12 protein-coding genes are annotated in these 13394 nt (G+C 46.5%); 7 read left to right on the plus strand and 5 right to left on the minus strand.

The features are described from left to right. Positions 1-239 precede the first annotated feature (239 nt). On the plus strand, positions 240-1058 hold the full coding sequence (locus QUA77_RS26810; protein WP_333037077.1) for a tetratricopeptide repeat protein: 819 nt from the start codon (positions 240-242) through the stop codon (positions 1056-1058). 129 nt (positions 1059-1187) lie between these two features. On the opposite strand, the gene QUA77_RS26815 is transcribed toward QUA77_RS26810, so the two are convergent. Continuing rightward, positions 1188-1976 (minus strand): TIGR01548 family HAD-type hydrolase, encoded by a 789-nt coding sequence (locus tag QUA77_RS26815; protein ID WP_333453591.1) that lies wholly within the window; start codon positions 1974-1976, stop codon positions 1188-1190. A gap of 177 nt (positions 1977-2153) precedes the next feature. Here QUA77_RS26815 and QUA77_RS26820 point away from each other — a divergent pair, with 177 nt between their 5' ends. From QUA77_RS26820 to obgE, 4 genes are all read left to right on the plus strand, one after another. Next, positions 2154-2465 (plus strand): 30S ribosomal protein PSRP-3, encoded by a 312-nt coding sequence (locus QUA77_RS26820; protein WP_333037125.1) that lies wholly within the window; start codon positions 2154-2156, stop codon positions 2463-2465. A gap of 382 nt (positions 2466-2847) precedes the next feature. Then, positions 2848-3921, plus strand: a complete 1074-nt coding sequence (locus tag QUA77_RS26825; RefSeq protein ID WP_333037075.1) for a class I SAM-dependent methyltransferase — start codon at positions 2848-2850, stop codon at positions 3919-3921. A gap of 417 nt (positions 3922-4338) precedes the next feature. After that, the gene (locus QUA77_RS26830; protein WP_333119671.1) at positions 4339-5232 is read left to right on the plus strand and encodes a Mo-dependent nitrogenase C-terminal domain-containing protein; all 894 of its coding nucleotides are present in this window, start codon (positions 4339-4341) and stop codon (positions 5230-5232) included. Between the two features lie 696 nt (positions 5233-5928). Continuing rightward, positions 5929-6969, plus strand: a complete 1041-nt coding sequence (gene obgE / locus QUA77_RS26835) for a GTPase ObgE (protein ID WP_333453593.1) — start codon at positions 5929-5931, stop codon at positions 6967-6969. 356 nt (positions 6970-7325) lie between these two features. On the opposite strand, the gene QUA77_RS26840 is transcribed toward obgE, so the two are convergent. The 4 genes from QUA77_RS26840 to QUA77_RS26855 form a co-directional block, all read right to left on the minus strand. Further along, positions 7326-7991: a DUF1295 domain-containing protein gene (locus QUA77_RS26840; RefSeq protein ID WP_333453595.1), complete on the minus strand. Its 666-nt coding sequence runs from the start codon at positions 7989-7991 to the stop codon at positions 7326-7328. A 411-nt stretch (positions 7992-8402) separates the two neighbouring features. After that, on the minus strand, positions 8403-8804 hold the full coding sequence (locus QUA77_RS26845) for a hypothetical protein (RefSeq protein WP_333037070.1): 402 nt from the start codon (positions 8802-8804) through the stop codon (positions 8403-8405). Between the two features lie 65 nt (positions 8805-8869). Beyond that, positions 8870-10456: a serine hydrolase gene (locus tag QUA77_RS26850; RefSeq protein ID WP_333453597.1), complete on the minus strand. Its 1587-nt coding sequence runs from the start codon at positions 10454-10456 to the stop codon at positions 8870-8872. A gap of 298 nt (positions 10457-10754) precedes the next feature. After that, complete coding sequence (locus QUA77_RS26855; RefSeq protein WP_333453598.1) at positions 10755-11543, minus strand: RNA methyltransferase; 789 nt, start codon at positions 11541-11543, stop codon at positions 10755-10757. A gap of 219 nt (positions 11544-11762) precedes the next feature. Here QUA77_RS26855 and QUA77_RS26860 point away from each other — a divergent pair, with 219 nt between their 5' ends. Beyond that, positions 11763-11918: a DUF2256 domain-containing protein gene (locus QUA77_RS26860; protein WP_333037066.1), complete on the plus strand. Its 156-nt coding sequence runs from the start codon at positions 11763-11765 to the stop codon at positions 11916-11918. A 72-nt stretch (positions 11919-11990) separates the two neighbouring features. Further along, positions 11991-12926, plus strand: a complete 936-nt coding sequence (locus QUA77_RS26865; protein ID WP_333037065.1) for an isoaspartyl peptidase/L-asparaginase — start codon at positions 11991-11993, stop codon at positions 12924-12926. Positions 12927-13394 lie beyond the last annotated feature (468 nt).

Below are 13394 nucleotides of genomic sequence, written 5' to 3' on the forward strand. Positions count from 1 at the left end.
CCTACACAGTCTCTTATGCTTATTTTGTTAACTTTGTCAAGTTCATATTATACCAAATTAGATGAGCTTACCCTGCTTAAGAAGGGGGACTTTGAGAAGAATCTTGTCCCCCCTTATTAAGGGGGGCTAGGGGGGATCGGATTCTATGCAACCTCATAAAAAATTGGTATAACTTATCCAAGCAACCCCGGCAAATTCGGTTAATAATATGTTTAATAAAGTTTAAACTGCCAACAACGATGATTCGCTCACTTTTCACATTTTTTACAGTATTAATCGTAACCGGGTTAGTATGGTTGGGAAATATCGCGCCCGTTGCCGCACAAGTACAACCAACAGATATCGCCGATCCTCAACAGGAATTGGGAGAACTCGTTCAAAAAGCTTTTGAAGCTACAAATGAAGGCAAATTTCCCGCCGCTGAAACTTTTTGGACTCAAATCATTGACAAATTTCCATCACAAGCCGCCGCTTGGAGTAACCGAGGCAACTCTAGAGTCAGCCAAAACAAACTACAAGCCGCTATTTCCGACTACGAAAGAGCGATCGAACTAGCACCCGACGCCCCCGATCCCTACCTAAACCGCGGCACCGCCTTAGAAGGTTTAGGACGCTGGGAAGAAGCGATCGCCGACTACAATCACGTACTAGAATTAGACTCCCAAGATCCAGCCGCCTACAACAACCGAGGCAACGCCGAAGCAGGTTTAGGAAAATGGGAACAAGCAATTGCCGACTACAGCAAAGCCTTTGAACTAGCCCCCGAATACGCCTTTGCCCGCGCCAACCACGCCCTCGCACTTTATCAAAACGGGCAAACCAAAGAAGCAATTCGCAACATGAAAAACATCGTCCGCAGATACCCCCAATTTGCCGACATGAGAGCCGCCCTCAGCGCCTGTCTTTGGGAAGCCGGAAAGCGCGGCGAAGCTGAGAGCAATTGGGTAGCAGCCATCGGCCTCGACTCCCGCTACAAAGACCTCGATTGGGTTGCAAATAACCGCCGCTGGCCACCAGTTGTAGTCAGCGCCTTAGACAAATTTTTGCACTTAAAATAATCTCAAAGGCAAAGTTGACTGTTGACTGTTGACTGTTGACTCGATTTTATTATTCCGATACAACCGGAAACGATATCATTGGTTATTTGTTATTTCGACAACTAACAACTGACAACTAACAACTGACAACTAACAATTGACTAATTCTCGAATCCGCGCAGCCGTCAACTCTTCGACATTCTTAAAAACCTCTGCCGCACCAGCAGTTTTCAGCGCTGCAGCATACGCCTCACAGCGCACAGCATCATCCAAAACATGAGGAGGCAAAATTCCAGCCCCCAGCAAAACCCGATTTGGTTGCACTTCCCGCGCCTTCACAACCGTGTAAATATCGGCAACAGTATCTCCCGCGTAAATCACGGGCAAATTTTTTGCTAAACCGTGCAGGTTTTCCAACTGTTCAATTGCCGCGAAAAGTCCAGCCGGATCGGGTTTTCCCGGTGCATCTTCCATCGCCACCAACACCGGGGAATTTAAACTTAGTTTCCCTGACAAAACATAAGCAGCTTCATCCCGCATCGCCCCGCTAAAAAAGCCCCACACAATGCCCCCAACTGTTAAATTTTCCAGGTAAGCCGGACTTAACAACAGCGGTTCGTCACAAATGTAACCAGTCCAATTTTTCTCATCTGCCCCGCGATAGCGACTTTGGAAAAAAGCGACTAATTCGTCATAGTTGAGAGCGAGTTCGTTTCTCGATCGCCCAATCCCCTCAAAATAACGGCAAACTAACTCAAAAGACGCCTGCCAGTCATTATTCCACACTCCCTCAGACTTCAGAGAGTCGATATCGAGAGAATTCGGGCGAAAAGCACCCGCCGTGAAATGCTCCACCGCATCCGCGATCGCCCGCCGGTAGGAACCGGACACATCCCGCACCACACCGTCAATGTCGAAGACTACAATAACTCTGTTCACAACTTAACCATCCTTGTACCTAGGGCGGGTGAGAACCCAAATTTTATCTGTTCCCAGCCCCTGAGTGGCGCTAAAACCAGCCGCGCCACAAAACTTTTCATGGCCGATGACCAATTATCGAACAGAGTGTGCTACGCTTAGCGATTGTAGAAATTTTTAACAAGTTCGATCGGAACCCTGGAGGTTTGCTTGTCCAAGTTCATCTTAAAAGTTCTCTGGCTAGAAGAGAATGTTGCCCTCGCCGTTGACCAAGTTGTCGGCAAAGGAACTAGCCCGCTGACATCCTACTTTTTCTGGCCCCGCAAAGATGCGTGGGAAGACCTCAAAAACGAACTCGAAGCCAAACACTGGATTGCTGATAACGATCGCGTCGAAATCCTCAACCAAGCGACAGAAGTAATCAACTACTGGCAAGAGGAAGGCAGACGGCGCCCGATGACTGAAGCTCAGTCAAGATTCCCCCTAGTGACTTTTACCGGCAGCAACTAAGCCCAGCTTGAATTTGCTACCCATATACATTGCCTGTTATGGCTGACGAGGGGAAGGAGAGAGAGGGGAGAAGGCGAGAGGATTTGACGCTTTTTCCACCTCGCCGTGAAACATACAATTTAAATGCGCTACAGCTTATATTGATACTAACTCCGATTTTGGGACCTACTCGGGTTTTGGGCTTGGTCTATTTGAGATTTGAGATTTGAGATTTATCCACAATAAAGCTCTCAAATCCGATTTTCTACAGTCTAAAAAGACTAAGCAACCAAACCAAATAAATCTAAAATCGGCTTTTTTGTACTCTTAAATTGTACAGTTAGCTCTCAAAAGACTTCCCTATGACTAATGACTAATAACTAATGACTTCTTCGCGGAATTTATGGGCGCCGAAAGTACGATCGACCAGACAGAACAGCTACCGCTGGTAGTAAATCCCGACATTCTCCAGCAAGCTATCCTCTACAAAATTAATACTCGCATCATCGCTCGTGGAGAATTAGTTTTCCCCTGCGTCCCAGGAATGCTAAGCCACTATCTCAAGTCGATAGAAAAGCTATTTAGCACTCTCGACAGACCATTGCCCGAAGACCGCAGAGACGAACTCAGCAAGCTTTTAGCCACCAAGTTAGAACAAGGCTACCGCACCTCTACAGCATCGATGCTGATTCTGCAATACGAATCAGTGCAGCCGCCACAAACTGGTTTAGCTTGCAAAGTCATTGTTACTAGCTCAACAGTTGGAGAACAGTACAAAAGCTGGGTAGACACCAGAGAACCTCCGCTTTTCGGCTCTCATCCCGATGCAAAATTGATGACAACGGCTGCTAAATTGGGCACGCCCGATCGAGTGCGGATTTTGGACGTGGGGGCTGGTACCGGCCGCAATACCTTGCCGCTGGCGAGATTGGGCTATTCTGTAGATGCGATCGAACTAGCTCCCGCTTTTGCAGAACAATTGAAAGCTGCTGTAACAGCCGAAAACCTTCCCGTGACAGTGACTGAAGGCGATGTGCTCGATCCCTTAATACGGATGAAACCGGCCCGCTACCAGTTGGCAGTTGCTGCCGAAGTCATCTCACATTTTCGAGACAGCGATCAAGTACGGCTTTTCCTCGCTAAAATGTGCGATTCCCTGTCTTCCGGAGGTCTGTTGCTGTTCAGCACGTTTTTAACCGTCGGTGACTACCAGCCAGATGCCCTCGTGCGACAAGTTGCCCAACTCTCCTGGTCTACTTTATTTACGCCCCAAGAACTCGCCACCGCAATGGAAGGGTTGCCCTTAGTCCAAATATCCGACGAATTGGTGTTTGAATATGAACGCCACCACCTGCCGGAAGCAGCCTGGCCACCGACGCCCTGGTTTCCTAGTTGGGCCACCGGTCGAGATGTCTTCCCGATGGCAAACGGACGCCCGCCAATGGAATTGCGCTGGATTTTGTGCCGCCGAAGTTAAAAACTTTTGTCATCTCTAGGCGGACACAGCAATCACAACTGTTAACAGGCAGTAACAGTTTCCTCAGATATTTTTATTTCAACAGCTTAAATCCGGCTCGCTGTTAGTATTGTGCTGCCGGCACAGAAAAATTTACAAAAATATATATTAAAATGTAAAGAGAGCGAAGTTCGATCGCCCCTGGGTGACAAACCCAGTGTCTGATTAGATCCAACGCTTGCCAACCTTTTATTTCTTGCGAAAAAGTGGGTTGCTAATGGCAATCGGGCTTGCATAAAACTCGATCGTCATCTCGATGGGTGCAACTAGAGTTAAGATGAATTCAACAAACCTATTCCTCCCGATAGATGACTTTTTAGGGAATAGGGTTAGCCAATAGATTAGCTCGCTAGTCAGCGATGCTGCTGAAAAACAAATATGCTTTTAACACATCCACTACAAGCGTTTGGAGCAATCTTCGGGCACAAACCTTCCACAAATAGATCATCCATCGACCAAAAAACCAATAAAAATTATTGGGAGGGGAATATTGAACTGGCTGTAAACGAACAAATTGACTGGTACATCCAAGTGGAAATGCTAATGAGTAACGCTAAATCTTCCTGCACCAATGAAGAGATTACTGCTTGGCTGCGGGGATTGCTGACAATTGCTTGGGCAGACGGCAACTTTGACGAAGACGAGCAAAAAATGATTGCAAATCTAACTCAGGATGAACTACACCCGGTATCTTTTGATGCGGGTTTTGAACCTATTGCCCCAGAGGAATTAGCCGCTGTGTTAGGGGAAGACACCGCCAAAGGCGAGGATTTTTTGAGGACAGCAGTCATGGTAGCTTTGGCAGACGGTACCTACTCGCTCAGCGAAGACGAGGTAATCTCTAAGTTTGGCAAAGCTTTGGGGCACAATGTAGAGGCGATCGAAGCTCTGCGACACACCATAGAAGACAGCAAGTGCGATCCGCAGGGACCCAGCAGCCAAATAGTCTTTGATGCGAATGTCGTCCCCGTCGTCGGAACACCGCTTTCATCTCGGCTACCTAAACCTCACCACAAAAATGTCCTGCAACCAGTAAAAGACTGGCTGGACGGTTGGGAAATTCACGACCCAAAATTGGCACACTTTGTCTGTAAAATTATTCCGCCGCAGTGTCCGTTTGAGCGAGATGTCGTGTTATTTGGTCGCAAAATCGTCCACATTCCGGCGATGTGCCAGATTAACCCGCTTTACGAACAGTTAGTCGGGATGCGCTTTCGAGCTCTCTGCTATTTGGCAGATGAATGTAAGGAAGATGTATCGTCCTATTGTTAATAGGAATGGGTAATTGCTAATTGGTAATTCATTCCGGGGCGCAAAACCTCTATCTCTAGGATGCGCCCCTAAGCACCTTACCGCTATAATTAGCACGTTAAATCAGTATTGGCCGAAGTCCTGTAATTAGCCATTGCTAATTTTCAGTAGATTATTTGCGATGATGTAGAAACCTATTTTGGGTACAAAAAAATACTTTAACAGCTATTCGCACCTGAGAAAAACCCTGTTGATTCTGTTTTTGTGGGTAATTCCTGCTAATATCAAATCTGCTTTTATAAAACAATACGGTTCAGATCAGCCACTCATGGAGACAAAACCCTGTGAAAAACAGAGACTGGGATTGCTTCGCTATTGGCTCCCACTGACAAAAAAATATTAACTGAACCGTCTTATTTTATAATATTAATTCAATAAAAGTCTTGGTAGAACCCTCAACTTATTATAAAGATTATTAAAAGATTTAGGAGCCGGACACGGCACTGCCGTTTCTCTACAGATGCTCGCGTACAATCTCTCGCTCTGTACTACTTTTCAGAATTGGTATAATTATATTTTTCCGGCAACTGTAAATCGCGACTAAATTTGGCTGCCATCCGCCGACGCGGACTAAAGGAAAAGGGGAATATGGTACTTGCATCTGGTATCATAATAAGTAATGACTATTGACACTGACTATTGACTACTGACTAAATTATGCAATTTATCGATCGAGCAGATATTCAAGTCGCAGCCGGCAAAGGCGGCGACGGTATGGTAGCTTTTCGCAGAGAAAAGTATGTACCAGCGGGTGGCCCCTCTGGTGGCACGGGCGGCAAAGGCGGTTCCGTGTATATGGTAGCGGTGGAAAGCCTGCAAACGCTGCTAGATTTTCAGTACAACCGGATTTTTAAAGCCGATGACGGGAAGCGAGGCGCGCCGAAAAATATGACCGGTGCCGGTGGGGACGATCGCATAATTGAAGTTCCCTGCGGTACAGTAGTTTACGACGCGGAAACTCAGGCAATCTTGGCAGATTTGGTGACGCCCGGACAGACTTTTTGCGTTGCCAAAGGCGGCAAAGGCGGTTTGGGAAACAAGTGTTTTCTGACCAATTCCAACCGCGCTCCCGATTATGCGATGCCGGGAAAAGAAGGAGAACACAAATTTTTGCGTTTGGAATTGAAGCTATTAGCTGAAGTGGGAATTCTGGGGATGCCGAATGCTGGCAAATCCACCTTAATTTCTGCTTTGTCTGCGGCTCGCCCCAAGATAGCAGATTATCCGTTTACAACTTTAGTCCCGAATTTGGGTGTAGTCAGAAAACCCAGCGGCGACGGTACGGTGTTTGCAGACATTCCGGGATTGATTGAAGGAGCGCACGAAGGTGCTGGTTTGGGTTACGAGTTTTTGCGGCACATTGAGCGGACTCGCTTGTTGCTGCATTTGATCGATATTACCGACGAAGACCCGATCGCCAATTACGTCACAATTCAGGAAGAATTGAAGGCTTACAGGCGTGGTTTAGCCAATAAACCGCAGATTTTGGCTTTTAATAAGGTAGATGCGATCGATCTCGAAAGCGAAGAAATCGGTAATTTAATCAGCCGACTTAAAGAAATTAGTGGCGCTCCTGTTTTGTTGATTTCCGCCGTTAGTAGACTTGGATTGGATGAATTGATGCAGCAAGTTTGGCAAAAACTCGACGAGATGAACGAGAAAGAGGCAGCGGAACTCGAAGCCGTCGCGAGTGTGTAATCGCTTTCTGGTTCCTGAAATTTCCGTGAATGGGTAAGTGTTTTTTTGAGGGGGTCAAATCTTTCGGCTGTAGGGCTGGTGCGGCAAGGGTTTGAGCCTCTGTGTCTTGAAAAACGATCGTTTAAAAGTATCTACCGACTGCTTTAAATCGCCTACAAGCGTGACGGTGAAAGTTCCCAAAGGGTTATGGGGCAATCGCTAAGGCTGTGCTGCAAAGGCGGGAAATTTATTATTAGAAGCTTTATCTTATTTTGCGGATATGAGTTGAGCTGCATTCAGCGCATTTCCTAAAAAATCGCCTTATTATCCCTCATGAACTCATATTTGTAATTCCGCAACGCCCTAAATTACTATTTTTAACCAACTTTCTCCTCTAAACTGTCTTTTTTTTGTTCGAGAGCTGTCGATACAAATAGTCGAGGTAGTAAAAGTCCAGACCTAGTTTTGTAGTCGGCAAATTCAGGATATCGTCCGAGTGAACGATCTTTTTTTATCATGTTAGGAAGAAAAATACCAGCAATAAAAGCTGCCAGAATTAAAAAAGGTAGCCAGTGCTGAACTAGCATCGCAAACGATCCGTAGATGAGGATTTCTCCTAAGTAATTCGTATTGCGCGATCTGGCAAAAAATCCTTCAGTTATTAGTCCCGAACGGTACTTAAGGGTGTAATACTTCTGTGCATCACTACTATAGTGTAGAAAGACACCGATGATATTTAGGGAAATTGCTGCTGCCACTAACGGCAGAGGTGGTTGTGAGCCACTGCTAATCAAAATAAAAGGTGCTACCCAATAGAGGCTAAGTGACACAAAGCCTAATATTCCCGTTCCGACAGAGATTTCTTGTTCCCACTGTTTATCTGGATATATCTGGTCTTTGAGCAGCCACAACAAACCATAAGTACCGTGCAGGGCGAGATAAACCCAAGCACCCAAATTAAAATTTTGGTAAATGAACATCAGTGTCAAAATAAATGGAAAGGTTAGTCCTTTGTGCAGATTGATAAAGTGCTTGAGTTTCATAGCTTTTGCTAATCTCTATCTACTAAAGTCTATCTCTATTTATATTACACTTTTTTAGATCTAACTACTTATCACGAGCAAACTTATCAATCTGCTTCTATTTTGCCTGACGCCGTAACAAGCAACTTGAAAGCGTGACCGGAGGGCGCTCGTTCGTTTATTAGACAGCTCCGGCTCTCGGCTTAACAAAGAAAATCGATCGCGATCTCAGTACCGAAAGAATGTTGCGCGGATCACCCGCGACGAAAGCTTAATCAATGATTTCTCTAATCGGGCGATCGCTATTTCACAAGTTCAGTCCTGGACGCATCAACACCAAGAAACCGGGTTTTTTACCGTTTCTGGGGCTGTAACAAAGTATTTCGTGAAAAACCCGGTTTTTGAGTACCGGTGAGTAAGCCCTAAGTATTGTTAAATTCCGTTTGAGTCGCGAATTTGCCCGTTGTAATCGACTCTCACCCTCCCATCTTGGGAAACCGTAACAACCGTTTCTACAGTAAAGACAGACGAACCAGGCTTGGAACCCTTAAAAGTAAAAGTCCAAGTTCCATCGCCATTGTCAACGAACGGCGATTCCTTAGAAGTACCGTGCATAGAAGCTTCAGCTCGATAGTTGCCTAAACCCCCATTAGCCCTTTCTGCTGCTTGACGAGCTAAGTTTTTTGCTCTATTGAGTTCGATATTATTGTTGATCGCTCTCACACCGTCGGTCTCATATTCAGGAGCAGGATTAGCATTACTCAAGGTGGGGGAGACTCCAACGGCTAAAGTTGAGAGCGCTACCAGACAAGCAAGTCGAATGTTTAGTTTCATAATACAAACTGATTTATAGTTTGATAAAGTCTACAACACTTGCCCGAAAAAACCCGGTTGAATTTTCAATTTTTAATTTTCACTTGTGAATCTGCTGGCGTTTCCCCACCGTTCAAATAGCGGTAACTCATCCGAGAAATCTCCCGAATCAATGTTTGAGCAGGCTTCTCGGTTTCCGGCGAATGCTTCACCATCACCGCCACCAAATAACGCTTACCGTTCGGCAAATCCACCATCCCCGCATCCGCTAGCATTGTATCAATGTTGCCGGTTTTGTGAGCAATAACTGAATCTTCGCCTAAACCTTTCGGCAGCAAAGAATCATTTTTAGTTTGGCGCATGATTTGCAAAATGCGATCGCGCGATTTCACCGATACCAAATTACCCCGATCGATCTGAGCTATGATATTAATCAAATCCTTCGGACTGGTAGTATTAGTTCCCTCCAAATCTGGCAAATTATTACGCAGAACCGTGGTACTCAAACCCCAATTTGCAAAATGCTGATTTAAAACCTCAGCACCTCCCAACAACTCAATCATCATATTCGTCGCTGTATTGTCGCTGACAACAATCATCTTTTCGGCCACTTCCAAAGCCGAATACTTCTTACCCGGAGAGTCGTCTTGCATCTCCCCAGAACCGCCAACTATGTGTTCGGACTTCAGCGTCAGCATCTGATCTAACTGCACTTTGCCCTCATCTACTGCTTGGAAAAAAGCTACTAAAATTGGCACTTTAATCGTGCTAGCTGAAGCAAAAGCAGTATCGCCATTAAAATTTAGGTAGCTTCCAGTATCTAAATCGACTAAAAATATTCCTGTTGTCAAACTAGGATTTTCTGTTGCTAAAACCTGAACTTGGGTTTTCAAAGCTCCTAATTCTTGAGTCAGTTGCAGCGCTTCAGGGGTCGCGGGTGCAGCAGATGCGCTATCGGCTGGGTTGTTCTCCCCTGTAGTGGTTTGTTCTTCTGCCGCTACAGTCGATGCTCGACTTACAGCATTCACCACCGACAGCAGCGTCCCGCAAATCACCGCTATCCCAACTCCCAAAATCAGCAAGCGAGTAGCGTAGACCAACGGCGGCACGCTCGCAGATGCTGGTCGTTTACCCGGCCTCTGGCTTGCTTGTGGGCGCGGTTTAGGCAGGGGGGTTTTTTTGGCATCTGGGGGGATTACCGTGTCGGGAATGCGAACTGGGGGCGAACTGGGACGACTTCCACGGGTTGCAGGGGGAGTGGTCTTTGGGAGCTGGCTGTTGGGATTGCTGGCGATCGAACTCACATTTTCCCGCTCCAGAGTCGGGTCGGGAAACTCAAACATATCGACAGCAGCGAGGCCTTTTTTGCGCGGTTGGCGAGTCTTCGACTGCGGAGTTTTGCTGGTTCTGGGTTTTCTCGGGTTAATTGCCGATCGAGGATCGGATAAAAAGTCTTGTGTAGTAAATTCTTCCGAAGATGTGGGAGAATTGGCTCCATTTCTGCTGCCGCGGCCCTGTTGCGGTGGCAAAGTCGCAGGTTCGGGCGATCTAATTTCTGAATTGCCGTTTTGCGGTTGCGGAGGGCGGCGGCGGCCCGAGTTGCCAGACTGACTTGCTTTGCCGGACTTAGGCTGCTTTGAGCCGGAGTTGGGAGAGGATATCGAGGATATCACCGATAATATCGATCCTTTGGGAAACCGCTCTGCCACGTCTTACTCCTTCATCACTAATGTAAAGTTCAAGTTTAAGATTTTTCAGCTTGCCAGCCAATCAATTTTAGATTTTAGATTTTAGATTTTAGATTTACCCAAGACGCTGCATGGTATCAGCAACCCGGTTTATTGCTCGCAAATTATCCCAAAGCTGAGGTTTTTAGTCAAGAAACCCGGTTAGGAAGGTGACAAGTGGGGGCAGGAAAGTTCTCTGTGAAAAAAATCCTCAATCTCACATCCCCAATTATCAGCATTTCTCCTAGCTATCCGTTGGATTTTCCGGCAACGCCCCATCCAGAGTATCAAAATTTGTCTCTCGTGGGTAAGTTTTGATTGCCCATTCTGTTTGGCGGAGGACGCCCCGCAGCATGGCGACTTCATCCACTGTCGGATAGGCTCTGTTATACAAACGCCGAAATTTTTCCATCCGGCTTGCTGCTGTGTGCTGCTGCAAATATCCTATTTTTAACAGCAAAGTTTCTAGTTGCTGGTAATATCCCTCTAAATTTTCCAAGGGAGCCGATTCCTTCTGGCCACTGACAACTGACAACTGACAACTGACAACTGACTTGTATAGTTCGTAACAGCAGATAGCGACAGCTTGGGCGAGATTTAGGGAAGTGTAGGCATCGCTGCTAGGAATGCGGATTAGGCGTTGAGCGCGGTTTAACTCGGCATTGGTCAAGCCGCAGTCTTCTCGGCCGAAAATGAGGGCACTGGGGGCTTCAAGGAGCCAAGGCAAGGCATCTGCGGGTTCTTCTAGTTGTGTTGGCAACGATCGACAATCATCCCCTGTAGTTGCGATCGCTCTGACACACCCAACCAAAGCAGCCGGCAAACTCTCGACTACTTTGGCCGTTTCCAATATGTCGGCGGCGCGAACTGCCATCAGTCGAGCCTCTTCCCCTAAATGATCGCACTGGGGATTTACCAAAACTAATTGGTGCAAACCCATATTTTTCATGACGCGGGCAACAGAACCGACATTCAATGGGCCTGCAGGTTCGACTAAGACTATTCGGATGTTGGCGTCGGCCGTTTCGAGCATTTAATTTAGGAAGAAGGAAGAAGGAAGACGGAAGAAGGAAGAGGCAATAATAGCAAGGGTTTCAGCAATCAAGAATGTCTGTTCCACAAGCAAATTATTTCCTTAAAAACAGAATTTTGGGCTTGTTCGACAACAAATTGAATCTTGTGGGAAAGGCCGGAAAGCCTGTTCCTAAAAATGGTACAAGATGTGAGTTAGTAATTTACTTTCCAAATTAGCATGGCTAAGCAACGAGCGAAATCTGATTTACCGACAAAAATGTGCCCGGTGTGCGATCGACCTTTTACTTGGCGCAAAAAATGGGCCGACTGCTGGGATGAGGTCAAATACTGCTCCGAACGTTGTCGTCGCCGCCGTTTGGCGGCTCAAGATTAAGAATTTAGGGCAAGTTGCTCGATCAAAGCTAAGATTGCAAAGGAAAAATTTTAGGTTATTAGGTTATAAATTATGGCATCGCAACAAGTGCAACCAAAGTTAGTTATTCACGGCGGTGCGGGCAGTTCTCTACATAGTAAAGGCGGAATTGAGGCGGTGCGGAAATCGCTTTACGATGTTTTGGAGGAAGTTTATCCGCTGCTGAAAGACGGTGCAAGTGCCGTAGATGCAGTGGTGCGGGGCTGCCAATTGTTGGAAGATGACCCGCGATTCAATGCCGGTACTGGTTCTGTGGTGCAGTCGGACGGTCAAATTCGGATGAGTGCTTCGCTGATGGACGGTTTGATGCAGCGTTTCAGCGGGGCGATTAATGTTTCTCGCGTTCAACATCCGATCGAACTTGCTCAATTTTTGCAGCATTCGGACGATCGAGTTCTCTCTGATTTTGGTTCGGCGGAATTGCTGCGAGAACTTCAATTGCCGATTTACGATCCGATGACGGATTTGCGTTTGCACGAGTGGATGCAGGAACGCCAAGGCAATTTTAGTAAAGCAATGGCTGACGTGGTTGCCGAACCGGCGGGTGTGGGTACGATCGGAGTCGTAGCTTTGGATGTGCATGGACGCTTGGCTGCTGGGACTTCGACTGGTGGCAAGGGTTTTGAGCGGATTGGGCGGGTTAGCGACTCGGCGATGCCGGCGGGAAATTACGCCGCTGGAAGTGCGGCGGTAAGCTGTACGGGGATTGGCGAACACATTATGGACGAGTGTTTGGCCGCGCGAATTGTGATTCGGGTAACGGATGGTTTGAGTTTAAAAGCTGCTTTTGAGCGTTCTTTTACTGAAGCTGACGAACGTCAACGGGATTTTGGCGCAATTGGAATTGATGCTAGCGGGGCGATCGCTTTCGGCAAAACTAGCGAGGTGATTTTGGGTGCTTTTCACAACGGTATGCAAATGGGCGACACTTTGGAAATGAGCAAGGGAACGCTGATTTTCATTGCTTAAAAAGCCGATATAAATTGTCAGTCTGCGGTTCAGATACCCGACTTTTTGAAGAATTCGGGTATCTCGATCTGCGTTAGTTTTATATTAAATCCGGTGGCATCATAATTGATATTACCCACAGTCAGGACATGGCGCCCTGTCCTTTCCATACAATTAATCTGGGGGCTAAGCTGTTAGCCCACATTCCGCAGGTAGCACGATAGTCAGGGAATTTTTTCAATTGAGATGGCACCGCAGCTCAATAGAGAAGATAATATTTACGGCAAGGATCGCCAAAGAATTGGATAATCCAAAATAAAATCGTTCTTGCGTCAGATTGGTAATGTGCTTGACATGATTAATTGTGGGTGCATCTCTGTTTTTCAAATCCCTGAAAAAATAGCTAAAATAAAAGTAAGGATTCAGGTCTGTGATTGAGGAATAAGAGAAGGCATAAAAAAGTTACAAGAATGGGCAGATATAGCATCA

It is taken from the genome of Microcoleus sp. K5-D4 (assembly GCF_036704575.1).
Classification (GTDB): domain Bacteria; phylum Cyanobacteriota; class Cyanobacteriia; order Cyanobacteriales; family Microcoleaceae; genus Microcoleus.